This is a genomic window from Aquamicrobium soli (assembly GCF_042646345.1).
GTDB classification, from domain to species: domain Bacteria; phylum Pseudomonadota; class Alphaproteobacteria; order Rhizobiales; family Rhizobiaceae; genus Mesorhizobium; species Mesorhizobium soli_A.
In genome coordinates, this window is record NZ_JBHRTK010000013.1 from 16,863 (window position 1) to 40,470 (window position 23,608).

The 23,608-nt window shown below is 63.9% G+C and carries 19 protein-coding genes and 1 tRNA gene; 7 read left to right on the forward strand and 13 right to left on the reverse strand.

The window, feature by feature from the left end:
- Nucleotides 1–84: 84 nt before the first annotated feature.
- Nucleotides 85–573: a GlcG/HbpS family heme-binding protein gene (locus ACFOHJ_RS14375; protein WP_378221795.1), complete on the forward strand. Its 489-nt coding sequence runs from the start codon at nucleotides 85–87 to the stop codon at nucleotides 571–573.
- Between the two features lie 62 nt (nucleotides 574–635).
- Here the strand turns inward: ACFOHJ_RS14375 and ACFOHJ_RS14380 are convergent, their stop codons facing one another.
- Complete coding sequence (locus ACFOHJ_RS14380) at nucleotides 636–1,553, reverse strand: LysR family transcriptional regulator (RefSeq protein ID WP_378221645.1); 918 nt, start codon at nucleotides 1,551–1,553, stop codon at nucleotides 636–638.
- 116 nt (nucleotides 1,554–1,669) lie between these two features.
- Here ACFOHJ_RS14380 and ACFOHJ_RS14385 point away from each other — a divergent pair, with 116 nt between their 5' ends.
- The 3 genes from ACFOHJ_RS14385 (at nucleotide 1,670) to ACFOHJ_RS14395 (ending at nucleotide 4,683) form a co-directional block, all read left to right on the forward strand.
- Nucleotides 1,670–2,494 carry an aldo/keto reductase gene (locus ACFOHJ_RS14385; protein WP_378221646.1) on the forward strand — a complete coding sequence of 275 codons (825 nt, stop codon included), beginning with the start codon at nucleotides 1,670–1,672 and terminating at the stop codon, nucleotides 2,492–2,494.
- 31 nt (nucleotides 2,495–2,525) lie between these two features.
- Nucleotides 2,526–3,725 carry an MFS transporter gene (locus tag ACFOHJ_RS14390; RefSeq protein ID WP_378221648.1) on the forward strand — a complete coding sequence of 400 codons (1,200 nt, stop codon included), beginning with the start codon at nucleotides 2,526–2,528 and terminating at the stop codon, nucleotides 3,723–3,725.
- Between the two features lie 307 nt (nucleotides 3,726–4,032).
- A complete protein-coding gene (locus ACFOHJ_RS14395; protein WP_378221650.1) occupies nucleotides 4,033–4,683 on the forward strand; it encodes a TerC family protein in 651 nt (216 codons plus the stop codon).
- A 66-nt stretch (nucleotides 4,684–4,749) separates the two neighbouring features.
- Here the strand turns inward: ACFOHJ_RS14395 and ACFOHJ_RS14400 are convergent, their stop codons facing one another.
- From ACFOHJ_RS14400 to pcsA, 5 genes are all read right to left on the reverse strand, one after another.
- Nucleotides 4,750–5,817 carry a BMP family ABC transporter substrate-binding protein gene (locus ACFOHJ_RS14400; RefSeq protein WP_378221652.1) on the reverse strand — a complete coding sequence of 356 codons (1,068 nt, stop codon included), beginning with the start codon at nucleotides 5,815–5,817 and terminating at the stop codon, nucleotides 4,750–4,752.
- A 48-nt stretch (nucleotides 5,818–5,865) separates the two neighbouring features.
- On the reverse strand, nucleotides 5,866–6,840 hold the full coding sequence (locus ACFOHJ_RS14405) for an ABC transporter permease (RefSeq protein ID WP_378221653.1): 975 nt from the start codon (nucleotides 6,838–6,840) through the stop codon (nucleotides 5,866–5,868).
- Nucleotides 6,840–7,940, reverse strand: coding sequence for an ABC transporter permease (locus ACFOHJ_RS14410; RefSeq protein WP_378221654.1), 1,101 nt, complete (start codon nucleotides 7,938–7,940; stop codon nucleotides 6,840–6,842). Before ACFOHJ_RS14410 ends, ACFOHJ_RS14405 begins: the two co-directional genes overlap by 1 nt.
- On the reverse strand, nucleotides 7,937–9,514 hold the full coding sequence (locus ACFOHJ_RS14415; RefSeq protein WP_378221655.1) for an ABC transporter ATP-binding protein: 1,578 nt from the start codon (nucleotides 9,512–9,514) through the stop codon (nucleotides 7,937–7,939). Before ACFOHJ_RS14415 ends, ACFOHJ_RS14410 begins: the two co-directional genes overlap by 4 nt.
- A gap of 130 nt (nucleotides 9,515–9,644) precedes the next feature.
- Nucleotides 9,645–10,454: a phosphatidylcholine synthase gene (gene pcsA, locus ACFOHJ_RS14420; protein ID WP_378221656.1), complete on the reverse strand. Its 810-nt coding sequence runs from the start codon at nucleotides 10,452–10,454 to the stop codon at nucleotides 9,645–9,647.
- 321 nt (nucleotides 10,455–10,775) lie between these two features.
- Between pcsA and ACFOHJ_RS14425 the strand changes: the two genes are divergently transcribed.
- Nucleotides 10,776–11,999, forward strand: a complete 1,224-nt coding sequence (locus ACFOHJ_RS14425) for a UbiH/UbiF family hydroxylase (protein WP_378221657.1) — start codon at nucleotides 10,776–10,778, stop codon at nucleotides 11,997–11,999.
- A 74-nt stretch (nucleotides 12,000–12,073) separates the two neighbouring features.
- Nucleotides 12,074–12,397, forward strand: a complete 324-nt coding sequence (gene hspQ / locus ACFOHJ_RS14430) for a heat shock protein HspQ (protein WP_378221658.1) — start codon at nucleotides 12,074–12,076, stop codon at nucleotides 12,395–12,397.
- 27 nt (nucleotides 12,398–12,424) lie between these two features.
- Here hspQ and aspS read toward each other — a convergent pair whose 3' ends face one another.
- A complete protein-coding gene (gene aspS / locus ACFOHJ_RS14435; protein ID WP_378221797.1) occupies nucleotides 12,425–14,215 on the reverse strand; it encodes an aspartate--tRNA ligase in 1,791 nt (596 codons plus the stop codon).
- Nucleotides 14,216–14,414: 199 nt separating this feature from the next.
- Here aspS and rnd point away from each other — a divergent pair, with 199 nt between their 5' ends.
- On the forward strand, nucleotides 14,415–15,566 hold the full coding sequence (gene rnd / locus ACFOHJ_RS14440; protein ID WP_378221659.1) for a ribonuclease D: 1,152 nt from the start codon (nucleotides 14,415–14,417) through the stop codon (nucleotides 15,564–15,566).
- A gap of 145 nt (nucleotides 15,567–15,711) precedes the next feature.
- Here rnd and guaB read toward each other — a convergent pair whose 3' ends face one another.
- From guaB to ACFOHJ_RS14470, 6 genes are all read right to left on the reverse strand, one after another.
- The gene (gene guaB / locus ACFOHJ_RS14445) at nucleotides 15,712–17,211 is read right to left on the reverse strand and encodes an IMP dehydrogenase (RefSeq protein ID WP_378221661.1); all 1,500 of its coding nucleotides are present in this window, start codon (nucleotides 17,209–17,211) and stop codon (nucleotides 15,712–15,714) included.
- 222 nt (nucleotides 17,212–17,433) lie between these two features.
- The gene (locus ACFOHJ_RS14450) at nucleotides 17,434–18,240 is read right to left on the reverse strand and encodes a DUF2497 domain-containing protein (RefSeq protein ID WP_378221663.1); all 807 of its coding nucleotides are present in this window, start codon (nucleotides 18,238–18,240) and stop codon (nucleotides 17,434–17,436) included.
- Between the two features lie 295 nt (nucleotides 18,241–18,535).
- Entirely contained in the window at nucleotides 18,536–19,897 is a 1,362-nt protein-coding gene (locus ACFOHJ_RS14455; RefSeq protein ID WP_378221799.1) for a TolC family outer membrane protein, read from the reverse strand.
- Nucleotides 19,898–20,109: 212 nt separating this feature from the next.
- Nucleotides 20,110–20,778 (reverse strand): protein-L-isoaspartate O-methyltransferase family protein, encoded by a 669-nt coding sequence (locus ACFOHJ_RS14460; RefSeq protein ID WP_378221665.1) that lies wholly within the window; start codon nucleotides 20,776–20,778, stop codon nucleotides 20,110–20,112.
- A 77-nt stretch (nucleotides 20,779–20,855) separates the two neighbouring features.
- Nucleotides 20,856–20,929 (reverse strand) — tRNA-Cys (locus ACFOHJ_RS14465).
- Between the two features lie 263 nt (nucleotides 20,930–21,192).
- Complete coding sequence (locus ACFOHJ_RS14470) at nucleotides 21,193–23,124, reverse strand: type I restriction enzyme subunit R domain-containing protein (RefSeq protein WP_378221666.1); 1,932 nt, start codon at nucleotides 23,122–23,124, stop codon at nucleotides 21,193–21,195.
- Nucleotides 23,125–23,608 lie beyond the last annotated feature (484 nt).

Below are 23,608 nucleotides of genomic sequence, written 5' to 3' on the forward strand. Positions count from 1 at the left end.
ACGGATACGGCGTGTATCGCCTACGAATACCAGAAAATCGGGGGGCCGATTAGATGATGGCCATCAACAGGAAAGGAACCCATGATGATCCGCAATATCGTTTTTGCCGCCACGCTTCTCGCTCCGCTGGCCGCTACCGCGCAGGAACTGCCGACCGCTCCGTACCTGCCGCTGGAAACGGCCATCAAGGCTGCCGACGCTGCGCTCAAGGCATGCGTCGCCGACGGCAACAACGTCAGCGTCGCCATCGTCGGGCGTGACGGTTCGACCAAGGTGCTGCTGAAGGCGGATAATTCCGGCGCGCATACCGTCACCAGCGCGACCGGCAAGGCGTTCACCTCGGCGTCTCTGGGCCGCGATACGGCCGGCCTCGCCGAGTTCATCGCCGCCAAGCCGGCCAACGAAGGCCTGCGCGACATGGATCCCCGCATGGTCATCCTGGGCGGCGGCCTGCCGATCAAGTTCGGCAAGGCGCTGGTCGGCGGCATCGGCGTCGGCGGTTCCCCCTCGGGCGATATCGACGCCAAGTGCGCCGTTGCCGGCCTGAAGGCGATCGGCGCTGCCACCGAGTAAGTTTTTCGCCGGATAGCAAGCGGCCCGCCATCCGTGCGGGCCGTTTTCGTTTCCGGGGCGATTCAACTGGGCGTCGTAGCCCCGCTGAGAAAAGCCTGCATGCGCGGCACGATGAAGTCGAGGAACACGCGCACGCGCTGCGGCATGCGGGTTCCGCCCAGGAATACGGCGTGGATATATTCCTCGTCCGGCTCGACCACGTCGGCAAGCACTTCCACCAGACGGCCGGCGGCAAGATCGGCGCGCACGTGATAGTCGCCCATGCGCGCCAGGCCGACGCCGGCGAGCGCGAGGCGCCGTACCGTTTCGCCGTTATTGGCAAGCAACGATCCCCTGACCGCGCGATCGACGATGCGCCCGCTTTCCCGCATCGGCCATACCGGCGCGGCACGGCGGAAATTGAAGCCGAGGCAATTGTGCCGCGCGAGGTCGTCGACTGTGCGGGGGATGCCGTGCCGATCGAGATAGGCGGGCGCGGCGACGATCTTGCGGCGGGCAATGCCAATGCGGCGTGCAATCATGCCGGAGTCAGGCAGCGTCCCGACACGGAAGGCGATGTCGGTTCGGTCGAGATAAAGATCGACGATCTCGTCGGACAGCGACAGGTCGACCACGACATTGGGATAGAGGCGCCAGAATTCGGGCAGCAGGGGTTCCAGCCCGAGCACGCCCAAGGCCACCGAAATATTGACCCGCACCGTGCCGCTGGTTGTTGCCGCCCCCTGCGAGACCTCACGCTCGGCCTCGTCGAGTTCATGCAGCAGGGACTGGCTGCGCTCGTAGTAGATCTGACCCTCCGCCGTCAGCGACAGCCGCCGTGTCGAACGCTCCACCAAGCGTACGCCAAGCCGGGCTTCGATGCGCGAGACGAGCTTGCTGACGGTCGAGGGTGTCATGCGCAAAAGCCGCGCGGCTTCGGAAAACGAGCCCGTTTCCACTACCCGCAGGAATACCTGCATTTCGCCGGTGCGATTGTCCATCGAAGCGCCATCTTTGATTTCGTTTCACAGATGATGGGAAAAACGGGCGGATTATCAAGCCCGGATCGACGCTCTATCTCATGGCCCACGACAGGTATTTCCAGAAGGAGATTTCGATGCAGACCGTTTCCGCGCATGGCGCGACCATTCCCGCCCTTGGTTTCGGCGTGTTCCGCATGTCGGACGAGGAAGTGGAGCGCGTCGTCCCGGCCGCGCTCGAAGCCGGCTTCCGCCATTTCGACACCGCGCAAATCTATCAGAACGAGGCGGCGCTTGGCCGGGCGCTGCACGCCGCCGGTGCCCGCCGCGACGATCTGTTCCTGACCACCAAGGTTTGGATCGGCAATTATCGCCCGGAGAAATTTGCCGCTTCGGTCGATGAAAGCCTTGATGAGCTGAAGGTCGACCAGGTCGATCTGTTGCTGCTGCACTGGCCGGCTCATGAGGTGCCTGTCGCGGCGCAGGTCGAGATGCTGAACGCGGTGCAGGAAGCCGGCAAGGCGAAATTCGTCGGCGTTTCCAACCAGAACATCGCCCAGATGCGCGAGTCGATCGAGCGCTCCAGGGCGCCTGTCGTCACCAATCAGGTGGAATTGCATCCTTATCTGCCGCAGCAGGCGCTGGTCGCGGCAGCCAGGGACAGCGGCGTCGCCGTCACCGCCTATTACGGCATGGCCGATGGAGCCGTGCCGAAGGACCCGGTCCTGCAACGGATCGGCGCCCGATATGGCAAGAGCGCCGCACAGGTCGGGCTGCGCTGGCTTGTCCAGCAGGGCCATATCGCCCTGTCCAAGACGGCGAAGCCCGAACGGGTGAAGGAAAACATCGCCATCTTCGATTTCACCCTCGATGAGGCCGACATGGCCGCCATCGCCAGGCTGGCACGGCCGGATGGCCGGCTCGTCAGCCCGCCCGGCCTCGCGCCGGAATGGGATATCTGAAACACCTGAGGGATCCGTCATGAGCGTGCAAATGCCAGCGGCCGCAGTGGCCGCACCGTCTTCCCATGCCCGCTGGGCGCTGCTTGCGCTCGCCATCGGCGCTTTCGGCATCGGTACGACCGAGTTCTCGCCGATGGGGCTGCTACCCGTGATTGCCGAGGGGGTCGATGTCTCGATCCCCACGGCCGGGCTTCTCATCAGCGCCTATGCCATCGGCGTCATGGTCGGCGCGCCGGTCATGACGCTCGCCTTCAGCCGCTTCGGCAAGCGTACCGCGCTGATGCTGCTGATGACGATCTTCACCATCGGCAACCTGATGTCGGCCATGGCTCCGGGCTATTTCACGCTGCTTGCGGCGCGGCTGGTCACCAGCCTCAACCATGGCGCGTTCTTCGGGCTTGGCGCGGTGGTGGCGGCAAGCGTCGTGCCGAAGGAAAAGCAGGCGAGCGCTGTCGCCGCCATGTTCATGGGGCTGACCGTCGCCAATATCGGCGGTGTACCGGCCGCGACCTGGGTCGGACAGCAAGTCGGCTGGCGCATGGCCTTTGCCGGGACGGCGCTGATCGGCATAGCCGCCATCTCGGCGCTGTGGATCGCCCTGCCGAAAGGCGAGCGTGGCGCGATGCCCGATATCAGGCGTGAACTCTATGTCCTGACGCGGCCGGCCGTATTGCTCGCCATGGCGACCACGGTGATGGGCGCGGGTGCGATGTTCACGCTCTATACCTATGTGGCTCCGACGCTGACGACGTTGACGGGCGCGTCCGACGGTTTCGTAACCCTTGCGCTGGCGCTGATCGGCGTCGGCTTCACCATCGGCAACGGGCTCGGTGGGCGGCTGGCCGATTGGTCGCTGTACGGGGCGACGACGATATTCCTTGGCGCGCTGGCCGCCATCATGTTCGTTCTGCCGTTGCTGTTTGCCAGCCATATGGGCGCCACCGTTGGCCTGCTTGTCTGGGGCGGCGCCGCCTTCGCCATCGTCCCGCCGGTGCAGATGCGGGTGATGCAGGCCGCGGCCGAGGCGCCCGGCCTTGCTTCCTCGATCAATGTCGGGGCCTTCAACCTCGGCAACGCAATCGGTGCCGCGGTCGGGGCCTGCGTCATCAGCCTCGGCTTCGGCTATGGCACCGTTTCGGTCGCAGGAGGCCTGCTGGCCGCCGCCGGACTGGTGCTGGTCGTGGCCGGTGCGCGCGAAAAGTACCGGCCCGTCCAGGCATGCCGGGCCTGAGCGGGCGAGCTCAGTCCGGCGGTGGAAGGTCATCCGGCGGCCAGACACTTCGTCTTCGTAATGCGGCTCGTGACATTCGAGCCGCCCTGCCCTCTTGCCGGCTTCGCGCTGGCCCAGATGCTGCCGTCGATCCAGATTCCGGCCGGAAAACTCTGGTCATCATGGCATTTTCTGTGTCAAAAGCGTCCCATTCCAGGCGGCAACGTTTGCGCAGGCGGCATATCGACGTGTGATTTCGCGCCAGCAGCCCTCTAAGCCAGAAGCCCGGCTGGTGGATCGTTGAATCGAGGGAAAGGGCAAACGGACGATGGAGATTTTCACGGCGGCGGGTTTTGCCGCATTGCTACAGGTCATTGCCATCGACCTGGTACTGGCGGGGGACAACGCCATCGTCATCGGGCTTGCGGCAGCCGGGTTGCCGGCCGAGCAGCGCAAGAAAGCCATCCTGATCGGTGTCCTCGCCGCAACGGTGCTGCGCATCCTGTTTGCCGTGGTGACCGTCAAGCTGCTGGCCATCGTCGGCCTGCTGCTGGCCGGCGGTATCCTGCTCCTGTGGGTGTGTTGGAAAATGTGGCGCGAGCTGCGTGTTTCGGCAGAAGATGAGCGCGAGGCGACGGAAGCGCTGTCCAATTCACCCGGCGATGCCGCGGCGGGTGCCAAGCCGCGAAAGACGCTCATGCAGGCCGCAGTCCAGATCGTGGTCGCCGACGTCTCCATGTCGCTCGACAACGTGCTGGCCGTCGCCGGTGCCGCGCGCGAGCACCTGACGGTGCTGATCGTCGGCCTCATCCTGTCGATCGGCCTGATGGGGCTTGCCGCCAGCTTCATCGCCAAGCTGCTGCACCGTCACCGCTGGATCGCCTATATCGGCCTGCTGATCATCCTCTACGTGGCGCTCGACATGATCTACCGCGGCGTCTTGGAAGTATGGCCGCACGTGAACGGCATCGCCGGCTGAGGCCGCTTCCCTCCCAAATGAAAAGGGCGCCACGCGGCGCCCTTTTTTATTCGGTGATCCTGCCGCTTATTGCGGTAGCTTGTCGTCCACGCCCTTGACGTAGAAGTTCATGCCGAGCAGCGTGGCGTCGTCGGCGACCTCGCCGTCCTTCAGCCACTCGCTGCCGTCCTGCTTGGCGATCGGGCCGGTGAAGGGGTTCCAGCCGCCGGCGATCTTCTTCTCGGTCGCCTCGGCCATCGCCTTGGTCTCATCCGACATGTTGGCGAACTCGGCCATGTGGACCGCGTCGTCCTTGATGCCCAGCCAGACGTTGTCCGGCTTCCAGGTGCCGTCGAGAACGGCCTTCACGCGCTCGACATAGTAGTGGCCCCAATTGTCGACGATGGCCGTGTACTGTGCCTTCGGGGCGAACTTGATCATGTCCGAGGCCTGGCCGAAGCCATGGAAGCCGCGCTCCTGCGCCACCTGCAGCGGTGCCGTGGAATCGGTGTGCTGGACGATGACGTCGGCGCCTTGGTCGAACAGCGCCTTGGCGGCGTCCGCTTCCTTGCCCGGGTCGAACCAGGAGTTCACCCACACGATCTTGGCCTTGAAGTCCGGGTTGACCGACTGAGCGCCGAGCATGAAGGCGTTGATGCCCATCACCACTTCGGGGATCGGGAACGACACAATGTAGCCGGCGACGCCCGTCTTGGATTCCTTGGCGGCGATCTGGCCGATCACGTAGCGGCCTTCGTAGAAGCGGGCGTTGTAGATGCCGAGATTGTCGCCGGTCTTGTAGCCGGTGGCGTGCTCGAACTTGATGTCGGGGAAGCGCTTGGCGACCTTGACCTCGGAATCCATGAAGCCGAACGAGGTGCCGAAGATGATCTTGCAGCCTTCGCGCGCCAGGCGCTCGAAGGCGCGGTCGGCATCGGGGCCTTCCGCGACGTTCTCGAGATAGGCGGTATCGACCTTGTCCCCCAGTTCCTTCACCACTTCGAGGCGGCCCTGGTCGTGCTGGTAGGAATAGCCGAAATCGCCGATCGGGCCGACATAGACCCAGCAGGCCTTGAGTTTTTCCTGAGCCTGCGCGCTGACCGCCATGGACATGGCAGCCGTCGTCGTCATCAGGGCAATGAGCAGTTTTTTCATTAAGTCACCTCTCCGTATTAAGCTTGCAGCTTGCGATCATCTACCGTGTCAGCGATCCGGAACAAAGGCCTGGCCGAGCGATGCGGGCGTATTCATCATCGTCAGGCGCTTGTTGCGGGAGATTAGAACGAGAACAACGATGGTTGCCAGATAGGGCAGCGAAGAAAGGAACTGCGGCGGGAAGGATTTTATGAATTCCATCAGGCCGTAGACGATCCGCGGAGCCCCGGCGAAATCGTTCAGGTCGATTGCCTGCACATGGAGCTGGCCGATCCAGATGGCGCCGAAGATATAGGCGCCCGCCAGCACGCGCCACGGCCGCCAGGAAGCGAACACGACCAGCGCCAGCGCGATCCAGCCCCGCCCCGCGCTCATGTTCTCCACCCATTGCGGCGTATAGACCAGCGACAGGTGGCCGCCGGCGAGTCCGGCGCAGGCGCCGCCGAACAGGACCGCCAGATAGCGGTAGCGGATGACCTTGATGCCGAGCGCGTGCGCCGAGCCGTGGCTGTCGCCGATCGAGCGCAGGGTGAGGCCGCTGCGGGTGCGGAACAGGAACCACATGACGGCGACGACCAGCACGATCGAGATGTAGAAGATCGGGTCCTGGCCGAAGAGAAGCCGTCCGACGACCGGGATCGACGTCAGCCCCGGAATATCCAGATTGGGCAGCCTTTCGCCGGGAAGGCCGACGAAGCTCGTTCCCATCATGCCCGAAAGGCCGAGGCCGAGGATCGTCAGCGACAGGCCGGTCGCCACCTGGTTGGTGGCAAGCGTCAGCGTCATCACGGCAAACAGCATCGAAAAAATCGCACCGAGCGCGATGGCGGCAAGCACGCCGATCCAGGGCGAACCGGTGTAATAGGCCGCGCCGAAGCCGCCTACCGCGCCCATGATCATCATGCCTTCGACGCCGAGATTGAGCACGCCGGAGCGTTCGACCACCAGTTCGCCCATGGCCGCGATCAGAAGCGGCGTCGCGGCGGTGGCGATGGTGAGCAGGATGTTGACGGTGATATCCATCAGTGGGCCTCTTCAGCTTTCGGTGCGGCGGCCATCAGGCCGACGAGGCGGATGCGGTAGTGGATGAGCGTGTCGCAGCCCAGCACGAAGAACAGCAGCATGCCCTGGAAGACGCGCGCCACCTTGTCGGAAACCCCGAGCGCGGTCTGCGCCGCTTCGCCGCCGAGATAGGTCAGGCCAAGCACGAGGCCGGCGGCGACGATGCCGAGCGGATTGAGCCGGCCGAGGAAGGCCACGATGATGGCGGCAAAGCCGTATCCGGGCGAGATCGAGGGTTGCAACTGGCCGATGGCGCCGGAGACTTCCGAGATGCCGGCAAGGCCGGCAAGCGCGCCGGAGAGCATGAAGGCGAAGAACACCATCCGGTTGAAGCTGAATCCGGCGAAGCGCCCTGCCCGCGGGCTCGATCCGAGGACGCGGACCTCGAAACCCTTGAGCATGCGGCTCATCAGGATCCAGACCAGGACGGCGGCGACCAGCGCAAAGACAAAACCCCAGTTGGCGCGGCCGGAATCCGGGAAGATTTGCGGCAGCGTCGCGGCGTCGCTGAAAAGCACCGTTTGCGGGAAGTTGAAGCCCTTCGGATCGCGCCAGGGGCCGCGCACCATCCAGTCGAGCAGAAGCTGGGCGACATAGACCAGCATCAGGCTGGTCAGGATCTCGTTGGTGTTGAAGCGCGCCTTGAGGAACGCCGGGATCGCCGCATAGGCAGCACCGCCGACCATGCCGAGGATGAGCATCAGCGGCAGCACGACCGGGCTTTGGAAATCCGGATACATCACCGGAATGATCGAGCCGACGATGCCGCCGAGGATGAACTGGCCTTCGGCGCCGATGTTCCAGATATTGGCCCGGTAGCAGACCGAAAGGCCGACGGCGATGAGGATCAGCGGCGCTGCCTTGATCGCCAGTTCGTGCAATTGCCAGACCTGCGTGACCGGCGAGATGAAGTAGGTGTAGAACGCCTTCACCGGGTTGACGCCGAGCAGCGCGAACATGATCGAGCCGGCGATGACGGTCAGAACGAAGGCGATGAACGGCGACAGCATCGAAAACAGCACGGAGCGCTGCGGCCGCTTGACGAGTTCGAGGCGCATCATGCGGTCTCCAGCGTTTGTTCCTGGTGCCCCGTTTCGGCGCCGCCCATCAGGAGGCCGATCTTCTCGAAGCTGGCCTCGGCAATCGGCATGGGCTGCGACAGGGTGCCGTTGTGCATCACCGCGATCGAATCTGAGACTTCGAACAGTTCGTCGAGGTCCTGGCTGATGATCAGCACGGCCGAGCCGCGTCGCGCTAGTTCGATCAGGGCCTGGCGGATATGGGCGGCAGCGCCCGCGTCGACGCCCCAGGTCGGCTGGTTTACCACCATGACGGCCGGGTTGCGGTCGAGTTCGCGGCCGACGATGAACTTTTGCAGGTTTCCGCCTGAGAGGGCGGACGCTTCCGGGTCCGGCGCGCTCTTGCGCACGTCCATCTCCTTGATGATGCGCTGGGCCGCCGCATAGACCGCCCCGGCCTTGACCGAACCGCCTGAGCCGACGAACGCCTTGCCGTCGGTGGCGTGGCGCGTCAACAGCAGGTTTTCCGAAAGCTTCATGTTGGAGGCGGTGCCGTGGCCAAGCCGTTCCTCCGGAACGAACGCGGCCCCGAGCAACCTGCGTCCGGTGATGGACAGGTCGCCGGCGTCCTTGCCGCGGATGCGCACAGAGCCGCGCTCGTGCTGGCGCACTTCGCCGGAGATCGATTCGAAGAACTCGCCCTGACCGTTGCCGGCCACGCCCGCGATACCGATCACCTCGCCGGCACGCACGCTGAGGCTGATGTCGCGAAGCGGGATCGAGAACGGCGTCGCCGGCTTGCGGCTTAGGTTGCGAACCTCGAGCAGCACGGGCGCCTGCTCGATGCCCTTGGCGGGCTCGCGCACCACCGCCTGCACCTCGTTGCCGACCATCATGCGGGCCAGCGAAGACGCTGTCTCCTCCCGCGGATTGCAGTGGCCGACGACCTTGCCGTGGCGAAGCACGGTGGCCCGGTCGCAGATGCGCTTCACCTCTTCCAGCCGGTGCGAGATATAAAGGATCGACTTGCCCTCGTCCCGCAGCCTGAGCAGCGTTTCGAACAGCTTGTCGGCCTCCTGCGGCGTCAGCACCGAGGTCGGCTCGTCGAGGATGATGAGTTGCGGCGTTTGCAGCAGGCAGCGGATAATCTCGATGCGCTGGCGCTCGCCGACCGACAGGTCGCCGACCAGCGAATTGGGGTCGAGCGGCAAGCCGTAGCTATAGGAGAGCGCCCTCGCCTTGGCCGCAATGCTGCTGATCGGCGATCCGTCGTCCAGCGAGAGCGCGATGTTCTCGGCCGCGGTCAGCGCCTCGAACAGCGAGAAATGCTGGAACACCATGCCGATGCCGAGCTTCTTGGCCACGCCGGGGCTGGTGATCCGGACGGGCTCGCCGTTCCAGAAGATTTCGCCGGAATACGGTTCGAGCGAACCGAACAGCATCTTCACCAGCGTCGACTTGCCGGCCCCGTTCTCACCGAGAAGGGCGTGAATCTCGCCCTTTGCGATTTCGAGATTGATATGATCGCACGCGGTCAGCGAGCCGAATATTTTGGTCAGGCCGCGAACCTCCAGGAGGTTGGCGGCGTCCTCTTGTCCACTCACAGTGCCTCCCATCTGCTACCAGACATGTTCTGTGTTCCCGCAAGCATCGTAGGCACCACTTTGCCGGAACGCAAAGTAAGGCACGCCTTGAAAGTGCTTCAAGAATTTCAGCGGGAAGCCGGTCGCCGCCCCGCCCCGCCGATCATCCGGTTTTCTTTGCCCCAAGCTTCGGAAAAAGCTGCATGATTCCGCCGATGCAAAACAGGTAGAGGCCGGTGCTGGCGATGCCGATCTTGGTGAACAGGCTGACGTTTTCGGCCAGCACGCCGATCTGGCTATAAAACTGCGCCAAGGCCGACTCCGCCAAAGCCAGTGCTCCGAAACCGCACCACAGAAGCGTGACGGTGAGGTTGGCCGGCCGCAGCCTCTTGACGCGCACCGGATGCAGGAAATGGATCGGGACGAAGGTGAGGAGGGCCGCAATGACGACGACGGCAAAGGAGGGCCATTCGCCCGGCCCGACCACGAACAGGGTGAACACGACCATGTTCCACACCACCGGGAAGCCCTTGAAGAAGTTCTCCTTGGTCTTCATGCCGGTGTCTGCGTAGTAGATCGCGCTCGACACCACGATGATCGCCGCCGACAGGAACGACAGTTTCTCGCCCATCAGCCCGAACTGGTAGAGCGCGAAGGCGGGGATCAGCACGTAGGTCACGTAGTCGATGATGTTGTCGAGCAGTTCACCCGACCAGGTGGGCAGGATTTCCTTCACATCGAGCTTGCGGGCAATCGGCCCGTCGATGCCGTCCACGAACAGCGCCAGCCCCAGCCACCAGAACATCGCCGTCCATCGCTCTTCGCTGGCAGCGACGAGCGACAGGAAGGCCAGGAAGGAACCCGACGCCGTCAACAGGTGGACGGAGAAAGCGCGCGCCTGCGGCCAGGTGACTTTCTTCTTCGGCCTCGGTATCCGGGCGGCGATTTTCTGTTTGCGTACGGTCTTGGTCACGGTCACCGGCAATCTGCCTCGATGGCTTCGGGCGGATGGCAGGAAGGAGCCCGGCGCAAGCAACGGCGTCCTGTGGGCATGCTTGCCACCCTCGTTTCGCGGTCAGCCATCGGCTCTACCCCATTGGTGCGGATGACTAAACAGCAGCGCCCGCCTGCGGACAAGGGGCATCGCACCTGTAAATCCAGTTAGGCACGGTTGATTGCGTCGATACGTCCTTTTGCCCATCGGTTGGTCAGCCGGCCGGATCATTCTATAAGAAGCGATATCCATGGCCCCTCTGCCTTGAAGGGCGATGCAATGCGCACCGGGGAACCTGCTTTGGCCGCTCTCGAATCTTCGCAACTGCTGGTGGCGGGCACCGGGCCCGCCGGCCTGATCGCCGCGCTGCGCCTGGCCGAGGCCGGGTTCCCGGTGACGCTGGTCGGCCCGGAAGCCTCCGCAACGGACGGGCGCACGACGGCGCTGATGAACCCGGCGCTGGAGACGCTGGAGCGCATCGGCGTACTGGAAAGGTTGGCGCAAGGTGCTGCCCCCCTGAAGGCGATGCGAATCATCGATGCCACGCAACGGCTTATCCGCAGCCCCGTGGTGACCTTCCGCGCCAGCGAGATCGGCGAGGAGCGGTTCGGCCTGAACATGCCGAACAAGACGCTGGTCGCGACCCTCGCGGCTGCCGTCCACGATCATCCGGCCATCTCGTGGCGCAAATCGCTGGTCGCTGCATGGCGGCTGGAGGCAGGCCATGCCGTCGCCGAACTGGCCGACGGCTCATACGTCGCGGCCTTGCTGGCGGTGGCCGCCGACGGACGGCACTCGGCTGCGCGGCAGGCCGCAGGCATCTCCACGCGGGCGCATCCCTACCCGCAGGCCGCGCTCGTGCTCAATTTCGGCCATAGCCGCGAGCATGGCTTTATCTCGACGGAATTCCACACCGAAACCGGGCCGTTCACGCAGGTTCCCCTGCCCGGCAACCGGTCCAGCCTGGTCTGGGTGGTGAGGCCGGAAACGGCAACGGAACTCGCCGCCATGGATGATTCCGACCTGTCGATGCTGATCGAAGAGAAGATGCAGTCGATGCTCGGTCGCGTCACGGTCGAATCCGGCCGCCAGGTCTATCCGCTGTCGGCGGCCACCCCTCACCGCTTTGCCCAGCGGCGCATCGCTTTGATCGGCGAGGCGGCGCACCTGTTCCCGCCGATCGGCGCCCAGGGCCTCAACCTCGGCATCAGGGACATCCAGGACCTTGCTGATATCGTTGGTGAAAACCGACTTGATCCGGGCGCGGAAAAGGCGCTTGCGGCCTATGATTCCCGTCGCCGCCCCGACATCCTGGCCCGTTCGAGCGCGGTCAACCTGCTCAACCGGTCGCTGCTTTCGGACCTGTTGCCGGCCCAGGTGGTGCGCAGCGCCGGCCTCGGCATGCTGAAAGCCTTCTCGCCGCTTCGCAGCTTCTTCATGCGCGAAGGCCTGCGCCCGGGCAGCGGCCTCGGTGCGCTTTCCCGGGATCTAGCCCGAGGTGTGGGAAGCCGGCTGCAGCGGTAGCAAACGGCTGGCGGGATTGAATTTTACCCGGCCCTGCTCCAGATTGTACCGAGTGTATCGAGTGGTATGGTGCGATGAAAACAGCCAAATTTTCCATCGGGCAGGTCGTTCGGCACCGACTGTTTTCCTTCCGCGGCGTCATCTTCGACGTCGATGCGGAGTTTGCCAACACCGAGGAGTGGTACGAAGCGATCCCGGCCGAGGTCCGACCGCGCAAGGACCAGCCGTTCTACCATCTTCTGGCCGAGAATTCGGAAACGGAATATGTCGCCTATGTCTCCGAGCAGAACCTGCTCGAGGACGATACGGGCGAGCCGGTCCGCCACCCGCAAATCCGCGAAATGTTCGAGAAGAAGTCCGACGGCCGCTATCTGCCGAAGGGCCAGTTGCGGCACTGAAACGCCGCAACCGGCATTCCGTCCGGCTCAGCCTTCCTTCTTGACGGCGGCAACCCGCAGCGACAGTTCGCGCAACTGCTGCGCGGTCGCCTCCGAGGGCGCGTTCATCAACAGGTCGTAGGCCTGCTGGTTCATCGGGAACATGGTGATTTCACGCAGGTTCTTCGCGCCGACCAGCAGCATCACCACCCGGTCCACGCCTGCCGCCATGCCGCCATGCGGCGGCGCGCCATACTGGAACGCGCGGTAGAGGCCGCCGAAGCGCTCTTCCACCGTCTGGCGGTCTAGCCCGACGATCTCGAATGCCTTGACCATGGTTTCAGGCAGGTGGTTGCGGATGCCGCCGGAGGCGATCTCGAAGCCGTTGCAGACCATGTCGTACTGGAAAGCCTTGATCGACAGCGGGTCGGAGCCGTTCAGCGCGTCGATGCCGCCCTGCGGCATGGAGAACGGATTGTGGCCGAAATCGATGCGCTTTTCGTCCTCGTTCCACTCGTAGAAGGGGAAATCGACGATCCAGCACAGTTCGAAGCGGTCGCGATCGACGAGGTTCAGTTCCTCGCCGGCGCGGGTGCGTGCGGCGCCGGCAAAGGCGACGAATTTCTTCGGGTCGCCGGCGACGAAGAAAGCGGCGTCGCCTTCGCTCAGGCCGAGTTGCTGCCGGATCGCCTCGGTGCGCTCCTCGCCGATGTTCTTGGCAACCGGCCCGGCGCCCTCGATCTTGTCGCCTTCCTTGCGCCAGAAGATGTAGCCGAGGCCCGGCTGCCCCTCGCCCTGCGCCCATGAATTCATGCGGTCGCAGAAGGCGCGCGAGCCGCCGGTCCTGGCGGGGATAGCCCATACTTCCGCCTTCGGGTCGTTGGCGAGGATGTTGGCGAATACCTTGAAGCCCGAACCGCGATAGTGCTCGGAAACCTCCTGCATCTCGATCGGGTTGCGCAGGTCCGGCTTGTCGGAGCCGTATTTGCGCATAGCTTCGTCATAGGCGATGCGCGGGAATTTCTGCGTCACCGGCTTGCCGTCGGCGAAGGTCTCGAACACGCCGCGCATCACCGGCTCCATGGTGGCCAGCACCTCGTCCTGCTCGACGAAGCTCATTTCGAGGTCGAGCTGGTAGAATTCGCCGGGCAGCCGGTCGGCGCGCGGATCCTCGTCGCGGAAGCACGGCGCGATCTGGAAATAGCGGTCGAAGCCCGACACCATGATGAGCTGCTTGTACTGCTGCGGCGCCTGCGGCAGCGCGTAGAACGTGCCGGGGTGGATGCGCGACGGCACCAGGAAGTCGCGTGCGCCCTCCGGCGAGGAGGCAGTGAGGATCGGCGTCGAGAACTCGGTGAAGCCCGCCTCGCCCATGCGGCGGCGCATCTCGGCGATGATCCGGGTGCGCTGGACAATATTCTTGTGTAGCGTCTCACGGCGCAGGTCGAGGAAGCGGTACTTCAGGCGGATATCCTCGGGATAATCCGGCTCACCGAACACCGGCAGCGGCAGTTCCTTCGCCGCCGACAAGACCTCGATTTCCTGCGCGAAAACCTCGATGTCGCCGGTCTGGAGGTTGGGGTTGACGGCTTCTTCCGTGCGCGCCTTGACCTCGCCGTCGACCCGGATCACCCACTCGCCGCGCACCGTCTCGGCCGCCTTGAAAGCGGGCGAATCCGGGTCGGCGACGATCTGGGTCAGGCCGTAGTGGTCGCGAAGGTCGATGAACAGCAGTCCGCCATGGTCGCGCACCCGATGGACCCAGCCGGAAAGGCGCACGGACTGGCCGACATCGGCCTTGCGCAACTGGGCGCAGGTATGGCTACGGTAACGGTGCATCGTCATGGAAGGAATCCGGGTCTTACGTTGTGGGTCGCGGCTTCGGCGCGGGGCTTTCAAATTGGCGCGAAAAGCGCATGGGAGACCTTGTTTGTCAAGGTAATCAGGCCTGCCGGCCCCGATGGTGGCCATGAAGCTTGACGAAAGCGGCTCCGGCTGAAATGGAAAGGAACCTTTTCCTTTTCCAAAAAGCGTTTTGATGCAGGTCATCACCACCCAAAGAGAACTCGAAGCCGTTCTCGCCGAATTCGAAAAATCGGACTTCGTCACGGTCGACACGGAATTCATCCGCGAAACCACGTTCTGGCCGATCCTGTGCCTGATCCAGATGGCGGCGCCGGGCGTCACCGCGCTGATCGACCCGTTGTCGCCCGATATCGACCTGAAACCGTTCTACGAGCTGATGGCCAACGAGAAGGTGGTCAAGGTCTTCCATGCCGCTAGGCAGGATATCGAGATCATCGTCCATCAGGGCGACCTGGTCCCGCACCCGATCTTCGATACGCAGGTGGCGGCGATGGTGTGCGGCTTCGGCGACAGCGTGTCCTACGAGCAGATCGTCCAGAAGATCACCCATGCGCAGATCGACAAGTCCTCGCGCTTCACCGACTGGCGGCACCGGCCGCTGACGGACAAGCAACTGGCCTATGCGCTTGCCGACGTGACCCATTTGATCGACGTCTACCAGTATCTTGTCGCCAAGCTGGCGCGCGAGGACCGCGCCCACTGGCTGAACGAGGAAATGGCGGTGCTGACGGCGCGCGAGACCTACGACCCGAGGCCGGAGGACGCCTGGAAGCGGCTGAAGATGCGCCTGCGCAAGCCGCAGGAACTGGCCATCGTGCAGGCCGTCGCCGAGTGGCGCGAGCGCGAGGCGCGCGAGCGGGACGTGCCGCGCGGCCGCGTGCTGAAGGACGACGCCATCTACGAGATTGCCCAGCAGGCCCCGCGAAACGCCGAGGCGCTGGCGCGGCTGCGCACCATTCCCAAGGGCTGGGAGCGTTCGTCGAGTGCCGCCGCACTGCTGGAGGCGGTCAATGCCGCGTTCGGCCTGCCCAAGGAAGCGATGCCGCGGCTGCCCAAGCCCGTACAGCCGCCGGAAGGTTCCAATGCCGCCGCCGAACTGCTGAAGGTGCTGTTGCGGCTCATCGCCGACAAGGAGGGTGTCGCCGCCAAGGTGCTCGCCTCCAGCGACGACATCGACCACATCGCGGCGGAAGGCGAGAAGGCGGACGTGCCGGCGCTGAAGGGCTGGCGGCGCGCCGTGTTCGGCGAGGCCGCGCTCAAGCTGGTGCATGGCGAACTCGCCATCAAGTTCGACAAGCGCAAGATCGCGGTTTTCGATCTCTAGAGTATTTCCAGCAAAAGTGTGAAACGGTTTTGCGTCCGGAAATGCGGCTAAAACAAAGAGATAGAGCGGTTCTGCCGATTTCGCGGAAACCAGAACCGCTCTAAGGGCCCGGGCGGCCTCGCCTGCCCGGCCCTTCCGTTACGTGTCACAGGCCCGGATAGTTCGGGCTTTCGCGCGTGATGGTGACGTCATGGGCGTGGCTTTCGCGCAGGCCGGCGCTCGAGATGCGCACGAAGGTGGCCTTCTGCCGGAAATCGGCGAGGTCGTGGCCGCCGACATAGCCCATGGCGGCTCGCAGGCCGCCGGCAAGCTGGTGAAGCACGCCGCCTACCGGCCCCTTGTAGGGCACCTGCCCCTCGATCCCTTCCGGAACCAGCTTCAGCGTGTCGCGCACTTCCGCCTGAAAATAGCGGTCGGCCGAGCCGCGCGCCATCGCGCCGACCGAACCCATGCCGCGGTAGGCCTTGAACGAGCGGCCCTGGTGCAGGTAGACCTCGCCCGGGCTTTCGTCGGTGCCGGCCAGCAGCGAGCCGATCATGGCGGCGCTGGCGCCGGCGGCAAGCGCCTTGGCAAGATCGCCCGAAAACTTGATGCCACCATCGGCGATGACGGAGATGTCGGCCTTCTGCGCCGTTTCGACCGCCGCCATGATCGCCGACAGTTGCGGCACGCCAACACCGGCAACGATGCGCGTGGTGCAGATCGATCCCGGGCCGATGCCGACCTTGACGGCGTCGGCGCCTGCGTCGATCAGCGCCTGCGTGCCGTCGGCGGTAGCGACGTTGCCGGCAAGGATGCGAACCGAGTTCGACAGTTTCTTCGCCCGCGCCACCGCGTCCAGCACGCGCTGGGAATGGCCGTGGGCGGTATCGATGACCAGGAGGTCGACGCCGGCGTCGATCAGCCGCTCGGCCCGTTCGAAGCCGTCATTGCCCACGCTGGTGGCGGCGGCGGCGCGCAGGCGCCCCTGTGCGTCCTTGGTGGCGTTGGGGTTCAACTGCGACTTCTCGATGTCCTTGACGGTGATCAGGCCGACGCAATTGCCGCGGCCGTCCACCACCACCAGTTTCTCGATGCGGTGCTGGTGCAGAAGCCGCTTGGCTTCGTCGTGATCGACGTTTTCCTTGACCGTGATCAGGTTCTCGCGAGTCATCAACTCGTAGACTTTTTGCGCCGGATCGGACGCAAAGCGCACGTCGCGGTTGGTCAGGATGCCGACCAGGCGGCCCGACTTGTGGCCGCCGGTGCCGCCGTTCTCGACCACCGGGATGCCGGAAATGCCATGGCTGCGCATCAGGTCCAGCGCGTCGGCCAGCGTGGCGTCAGGCCCGATCGTCACCGGGTTGATGACCATGCCGGATTCGAATTTCTTGACCTGGCGGACTTCCTCCGCCTGCTCGGCCGGCGTCAGGTTGCGGTGGATGACGCCGATGCCGCCAGCCTGCGCCATGGCGATGGCGAGCCGCGATTCGGTCACCGTATCCATGGCGGCCGACAGGATCGGCACGTTGAGATCGATGTCACGGGCAATGCGGGTGCTGATGTCGGTCTCGCCGGGCATCACCTCGGAATGGCCGGGCTGCAGCAGCACGTCGTCAAAGGTAAGCGCCAGCGCGCCGGTGGACGTTTCGATGATTTTTGCCATGGCCAGTCCCAATAGACGAAACGCGCCCCAGCCCGCAGGCACGGCGTCGACTCGTGGTTATTCCCTTTCAGGATTGGCGCTGGCTGGTAACACTTCTTCGGGCCGTTGAAAAGTGACGATAGCGACAGTTAGGCCGCCGAGCGTCCTTTTGCATGCATAAAAGGCCCTCCGACGGCTGCCGAAATCACGTGATCCTGTCTTTTCGGGGTGGTTGGCGAGCGGTCAGGCGCCGCGCGCGACCCGCTCGATTTCCTCGCGCACCAGCCGCTCCACCAGCGTCGGCAGGTTGTTGTCGAGCCAGTCCTGGAGCATGGGCCGCAGCATCTCCTCGGCCATCTCATCAAACGTCTTCTTGCTGCGGCTGGCAAACGCTTCGGAAAGCTCTTCGAAGGCGGCGGCCACCTGACGGCCGGTATGTTCGGAAACGAGCGCCAACCGGGGCGCCGGTACCGCTTCCGCCGTCACGGCCGCCTCGGCTTGCGGCGCCGCAGAATCCGGCTCCGGGCGATCCCCCAGTTCTTCGGCGGAAATTCCCACATCCGGCTGCGCCTCGTAGCGCGGCTCCTGCCGGGCCTCGGGCTCAAGCGGCCGGCTGGAGGTTTCCACCGTCTTGCCGGAGTTCTCGGGCCAACTGGAGACGGCGGGCCGTACCGCCTCGGTTATCGGTTCCGGCGCAATGGCGGCCGGGCGTTCTTCGGCGCCTCGCGAATCGGCCGGCGCCCGGGCTCCGATCTCCGCCAGCGTCATCGACGGGCGGGGCGAGGCTGGAGCCTCGTTCTGCGCCTCGGGGAGTTCGCGCTGGCGCTCCGCCGCGATCTTGGCCTGCACGTCGGCCAGCGTGAAGGGTTTTTTGGCTTCGGGTCCGGGAACGGCGCGAAGCTCGGCGCGGAACGTCTCGACCTCGGCTTCCGCCTTCTCCACCGGCTCCGGGCGAATATCCTGATTAAGGTCGGCCGCCTGCTCCGGCTGCTTGCGGCCGGGGTCGCTGTCCTCGATGATCCTGCGAATGGAAGCCAGAATCTCTTCCATCGAAGGTTCGCGTTGTACGCTGCTTGCGGTAGCCATTGTCACTTTCGCCGCCTTTGTGATCAGTTCCGTCCCGATACGCGGGACGGTTTCGAATCATGCCTGCAAGCGTAACCGACGCATGGCCATCCGAGAATCCCCATTGTGACGCGAAGCGGGATTTCAACAATTTAGCGGATTTGGCCGGCAGCAGAGGCAAAATGCTGCCCGAACAACGCGGCAAGCCGCCGCCGCTTCAAGTCGCGGCAATCGGCGGCCGGCTCAAGCCGGCACGGGAATCATCAAGTGGAGGGAAACGTCAGCGGCCGTCCGGCGTGCGCAGGCCGTACCACTTGTCCTTGACGGCCTTGTAATGCTCTTCCGGGCGATACTTCGTCACCTGCAGGCCGAGGCGTTCCGTGGAAAGCCGGCCGATCGCCGAAAGGATGGCGTAGCTGGCCACCACGACGTCGCGCTCGGAACTGACCAGGTTGATCTTAGCGGTGATGACGTCGTTTTGCGCGTTGAGCACGTCGAGAGTCGTGCGCTGGCCGACATTGCGCTCCTCGATGACGCCGTTCAGCGCAAGCTGTGCGGCAGAAACCAGGGCGCGGTTGGCATCGACGCTTTCGCGTGCGGAGGTGTACTGCGTCCAGGCCGACGTCACCGCGGCGCGCACGTTATCGCGGCTGACATCGACTTCGATGCGCGCCTGGCTGAGCGATTCCTTGGACTGGCGCACCTGCGCCGAGGCGCGGCCGCCCTGGTAGATCGGCACCGTCAGGGTCGCGCCGACGCCGGCGGAGTTGGAATAGCCGTCCGAGTTTCCGGGCGTGCTAGCACCAAAGCCTTCGGTGTGGCGGTAGTTGCGAGAAATGCCGGCGTTGGCGGAAAGCTGCGGCAGCAGCGCGCCTTCGGCCGACTTCACCGAGAAGCCCGCAGCGTCGACCAGATGCTCGGTGGCAAGGATCGCCGGGTGCTCGCTCGCAGCAATGGTCAACGCCGAATCGATGCTGGACGGCAGCAGCTTGGCGACAGGCGCCGCAGCCTTCAGCTTGCCCGGCTCGTCGCCGACGATCTGGCGGTAGATCGCGGCACTCGACAGCGCCTGCGCCCGTGCGGCGCTGACCTTGGCGACGGCAGCGGAACGCGAGGCGTCGGCCTGCGCGACGTCGGTGCGGGTGCCCTCGCCGACTTCCAGGCGCGAGCGCGCGGCGCGCGCCTGCTCGGTCAGGAACTGCAGGTTCTGCTCGGTAAGCACGGCAACCTGCCGGTCGCGAATGACGTCCATATAGGACGTCGCGGCGTTCAGCAGGATGTTTTCCTCGGTGTTGCGCAGCGTTTCGACCGAGGCTTTCACCTGCGATTCGGCTGCCGCCACGTTATTCTTGGTCTGGAAGCCGTCGAACAGCGTCTGGTTGATCTGGACGCCGAAGCTGCCGGTCGTCAACTGGGTGCTGCCGTTGTTCTGGGTCGTGTTGCGGGTGGTCGAATAGTCGATGCTGGCTGAACCGGCGACGGTCGGCCGGTAGCCGGACTTGGCGATGGCGACGCCTTCGTCGGTGACGCGCACCCCGGCGCGCGCCGAATTCAACTGCGAATTGTTCTGGTAAGCCTTGGCCATGGCGCCGAGGATGGTTTCCGCGGACGCCGTGATCGGCGAAAGCGCGGTGGCGGACATCAGCACGGCGGCAAGAACGATCTTGTTTATACGCGACACGACGTATCCCTCACTGTTTTCACGGAAAGCGCGCCGCAGCGACTGACACCGGTCAGCCAGCGCGGCGCTGCCATTCCCTGCTGCGTGTGCACGATATCTCGTAAATACCGCCCGGCAGCGATTCAGTAGCGGCAAGGCAACACGACAACAAAGCCGCTGCAAGCCAAAACCGTTCAGAACACGAACGCTTCCACACGTTCGAAACCCGGTAGTGGCTTAATTGCCGCATTAAACGCCCGCCTGCCGGTGACGACGCCTTCCGCTTTCACGTACAAACGAGCCACGCCGGCGTTGCCTCTTCCCTCGACGGCCACGAGGCGACCGCCTTCGGCAAGCTGTTCGGTCAGCCCGGACGGCAGTTCCTCAACGGCGCCGTCGATGAAAATCACGTCGTACGGCGCCTTGGCCGCATGGCCATCCCGCAGCGTCCCCCTGACCACGGTCACGGTATCGCAGCCCAACTGCGAAAACGTCGATTCGGCGAGTTCGGCCAAGGTTGCGTCGCTTTCCAGCGCCACCACGGAGCCGGCGAGGCGCGAAAGCACGGCGGCGGAGTAGCCGCTGCCGCAGCCGATCACCAGCGCGTGGTCGGTCGCGTCGACTTCGGCAAGCTGCAGAAGCTTGGCCATCGGCGACGGCTCCATCAGATAGCGCGCGCCATCCGAACTGGTCGCAATGCGGATATCCTCGTCGATATAGGCAATATCCCGCTGGTCGGCGGGAACGAAGGCTTCGCGCGGCAGCGACAGGAAGGCTTCCAGCAGTGCCGCGTCGGTGACGTCGGTCGTGCGAAGCTGGCCGTCGACCATCTTGACGCGGCGTTCGGAGAACTCATCATTCATGTTGACGCCCCATTCCCGGCGCGGAAAGCACGCGGGTCTTCCGGATCGAACCACCCTGCACAGGCAGGAGCCGGGATTGGAGGCCTCGCCCGGAATCGAACCGGGGTGCAAGGATTTGCAGTCCTCTGCGTAACCACTCCGCCACGAGGCCTCTTAACTCCGGCGTTCCACAGGGCGCTCAATAGGTTAGGCCGGAAGCGCGGTCAAGTCGGCGCAGCCCATTCTGAATAGAATCAGACCGCCTGTTCTGAAAAGGTGCAGGGACGCCTCGGTTCCTGGTCGGTGCCAAGGGCGGCTTGGAGGTAGGGCTTGTCCCCACTTCACGAATCCTTCAGGTACACTGTATCCAAATGTGGACGGAGAGCATGTCTGACCCGCTAGCCACAGGCGCTTGAGATGCCTGAACGTGCGCGATCACGCCGCCCCTCCCTGCTCATAGGTCGCGGCAAAGATTGTCTCCGAAAGCCATTTCTTGAATGATGGGTTGTCGCTGAATTGCTTGAACAACTCGGTGTGATCCGACAGCAGCTCGATCACAGCACGTTGTAACGCCTTGTCGTGTTCTATACGGGCGTTCTGTTTGTCGGAATTCTTCATGGCGTTCTGATAGGCCTTGTCGGCCGCGACCTTTGCCGGAAGCTCCTCGGCTATGACCTTGCCGATCTTGTCCCGGTCCTTCCAGTCGATGTTGCCAAACATCTCGTTGAAGGTTTTCAGGATGTTGCTGAGGATGTCCAATTCGGGTTCGGGTTTGCGGCCGCCGCCGGCTGCTGGTACAGGCCCGATTTCGGCATCCGCATCCGGGAGCACAATGGCCATGGTCGCCTGCGCCTCGACACGATAGCTGTCCATGTCGATTGCTTCGAGGATTCCTTTCGAAAGGTCTTGTTCCTCCGGCGCCGGCAGCTTCGGGACGAGGAAGTTCAGGAAGATCGACAGCTTTTCCCAATCGGCGTTGCTGAAGGGCAGGATCGAGGCCAGGAAACCGTAGGTCCGCGTAAACGCCTTGCCCTTGCCCTTGAAATCAACCTGGCCATTCTCATCGAGATCAGCCTTGTAGGCGGCGACGCAGGCATCGAGGATCGGGTCGAGCCTGTCCCTGTCGGCCCCGCCGAGATAGAGCGCCACCAGTTCCTCGACCTGGCCCCACGCGTAGACCTGATAATTGTCGAGCGCGGCCTTCAGATCGTGGAGCTTGTTGGGGTCGGTCTCCTCACTCAGGATCGTGGTCCGGTAATAGGGTTCGAACGAATCCCTGATCGCATCGGCATCGTTCATGAAGTCGAGGACGAAGGTATCGTATTTCTGGGGACGGGCGCGGTTGAGACGCGACAGGGTCTGCACCGCCTTCACGCCGGAAAGCGTTTTGTCCACATACATGGTGTGTAGCAGCGGCTCGTCGTAGCCGGTCTGGAACTTGTCCGCCACGATCAGGAATCGATACGGGTCCTTCTGGATCAAATCCTCGATCTGGCTGCTTGGGAAGCCGTTCAGCGTCGCTTCGGTAACCTTCCGGCCGCCATATTCATGCTCGCCGGAGAAGGCGACGACCGCCTGGTAGGGGCTCTTGCGTTCGGCCAGATAGGTTTGGAAGGCGTGGAAATACTGGATCGCGCGCTGGATACCGTTGGTGATGACCATAGCCCGTGCGGCGCCGCCGATCTTGCGGTGTGCAATGACCTGGCTGTGGAAATGGTCGACCATGATTTCCGCCTTCTGGCGGATCGCATGGTCGTGGGATTCGACATATTTGCGCAGCTTCTTCTGCGCCCGCTTGGTGTCAAACCGGGGGTCATCCTCCACCGTCTTCATGAGGCGATAGTAGCTGTCGACCGGTGTGTAGTATTTCAGCACGTCCAGGATGAATCCTTCCTGGATCGCCTGCTTCATCGTGTAGCTGTGGAAGGGAACGTGCCTGATCTTGCCGCCGTCCGGAACGGCAACGCCGAAAACCTCCAGCGTCCTGTTCTTCGGGGTGGCAGTGAAGGCGAAATAGCTGGCGTTGGGCAGCACCTTGCGCGCTTCCATCAGCCGGTTGATCGCGTCTTCGACCGTTTCCTCTTCCTCCTCGGCGCCACCCGCGGCGAGCGCGATGTTCATCTTCGCCGCGGTGCGACCGCCCTGGCTCGAATGCGCCTCGTCGATGATGATGGCAAAGGTCCGTCCCCGGTGGTCGTCGCCGATCTCGTCAAGGATGAACGGGAATTTCTGGACCGTCGTGATGATGATCTTCTTGCCGGCCGTCAGGAAGCGGCGCAGGTCGCCTGCCCCCGGAGATAGCAGCCGGATATGTCGGAGAACGAACCGTCGAGTCGTTTCTTCGCCGAGTCGGGACGGAGTATCCACCGCCCGTTGTCGACGAAGGGACTGGTAGAGGGAGAAGACGGCTATGGCTAAAGGCTCATCTCGACGCCAAGCTCGGAATACATCAGGCGGACGATCTCGATCCTCCTCAGGTAGTCTGACCTACACGATAAAGTTACCTCGTAACGTGCAGCCTAAACCGTTGCGGTCGGGAGCAACGGGCTTTTACTGGATCGTCCCTACGGTCTACAAAAAAGCGGGATGCCCCTGGCATTCGACTCCTCTCGGCCAGAACCTATCCCAGTCAGAACTCGATTTGGCTGCGGACGCCTGCAATGCGCGACTCGACGAGTGGCGTGAGAATAGGAAGTGCCTCGCGCCGGAAGTCAGGCCACTACATGCGCACTTTCGGTTTGGAACAGTTGGATGGCTGCTGGACTACTACGTAACATCAGATGCCTTTCTCGAGCGTGTCGCCGCGCCATCTCGAAAGGATTACATCAATATATATATAAGCGTGTTTCGG

Excerpts from the sequence above, each read along its gene's own strand:
- ACFOHJ_RS14375 (WP_378221795.1), top strand. The coding sequence starts at position 85 with ATGATCCGCAATATCGTTTTTGCCGCCACGCTTCTCGCTCCGCTGGCC.
- ACFOHJ_RS14380 (WP_378221645.1), bottom strand. The coding sequence starts at position 1,553 with ATGGACAATCGCACCGGCGAAATGCAGGTATTCCTGCGGGTAGTGGAA.
- ACFOHJ_RS14385 (WP_378221646.1), top strand. The coding sequence starts at position 1,670 with ATGCAGACCGTTTCCGCGCATGGCGCGACCATTCCCGCCCTTGGTTTC.
- ACFOHJ_RS14390 (WP_378221648.1), top strand. The coding sequence starts at position 2,526 with ATGCCAGCGGCCGCAGTGGCCGCACCGTCTTCCCATGCCCGCTGGGCG.
- ACFOHJ_RS14395 (WP_378221650.1), top strand. The coding sequence starts at position 4,033 with ATGGAGATTTTCACGGCGGCGGGTTTTGCCGCATTGCTACAGGTCATT.
- ACFOHJ_RS14400 (WP_378221652.1), bottom strand. The coding sequence starts at position 5,817 with ATGAAAAAACTGCTCATTGCCCTGATGACGACGACGGCTGCCATGTCC.
- ACFOHJ_RS14405 (WP_378221653.1), bottom strand. The coding sequence starts at position 6,840 with ATGGATATCACCGTCAACATCCTGCTCACCATCGCCACCGCCGCGACG.
- ACFOHJ_RS14410 (WP_378221654.1), bottom strand. The coding sequence starts at position 7,940 with ATGATGCGCCTCGAACTCGTCAAGCGGCCGCAGCGCTCCGTGCTGTTT.
- ACFOHJ_RS14415 (WP_378221655.1), bottom strand. The coding sequence starts at position 9,514 with ATGGGAGGCACTGTGAGTGGACAAGAGGACGCCGCCAACCTCCTGGAG.
- hspQ (WP_378221658.1), top strand. The coding sequence starts at position 12,074 with ATGAAAACAGCCAAATTTTCCATCGGGCAGGTCGTTCGGCACCGACTG.
- aspS (WP_378221797.1), bottom strand. The coding sequence starts at position 14,215 with ATGCACCGTTACCGTAGCCATACCTGCGCCCAGTTGCGCAAGGCCGAT.
- rnd (WP_378221659.1), top strand. The coding sequence starts at position 14,415 with ATGCAGGTCATCACCACCCAAAGAGAACTCGAAGCCGTTCTCGCCGAA.
- guaB (WP_378221661.1), bottom strand. The coding sequence starts at position 17,211 with ATGGCAAAAATCATCGAAACGTCCACCGGCGCGCTGGCGCTTACCTTT.
- ACFOHJ_RS14450 (WP_378221663.1), bottom strand. The coding sequence starts at position 18,240 with ATGGAAGAGATTCTGGCTTCCATTCGCAGGATCATCGAGGACAGCGAC.
- ACFOHJ_RS14455 (WP_378221799.1), bottom strand. The coding sequence starts at position 19,897 with ATGTCCGCCACCGCGCTTTCGCCGATCACGGCGTCCGCGGAAACCATC.
- ACFOHJ_RS14460 (WP_378221665.1), bottom strand. The coding sequence starts at position 20,778 with ATGAATGATGAGTTCTCCGAACGCCGCGTCAAGATGGTCGACGGCCAG.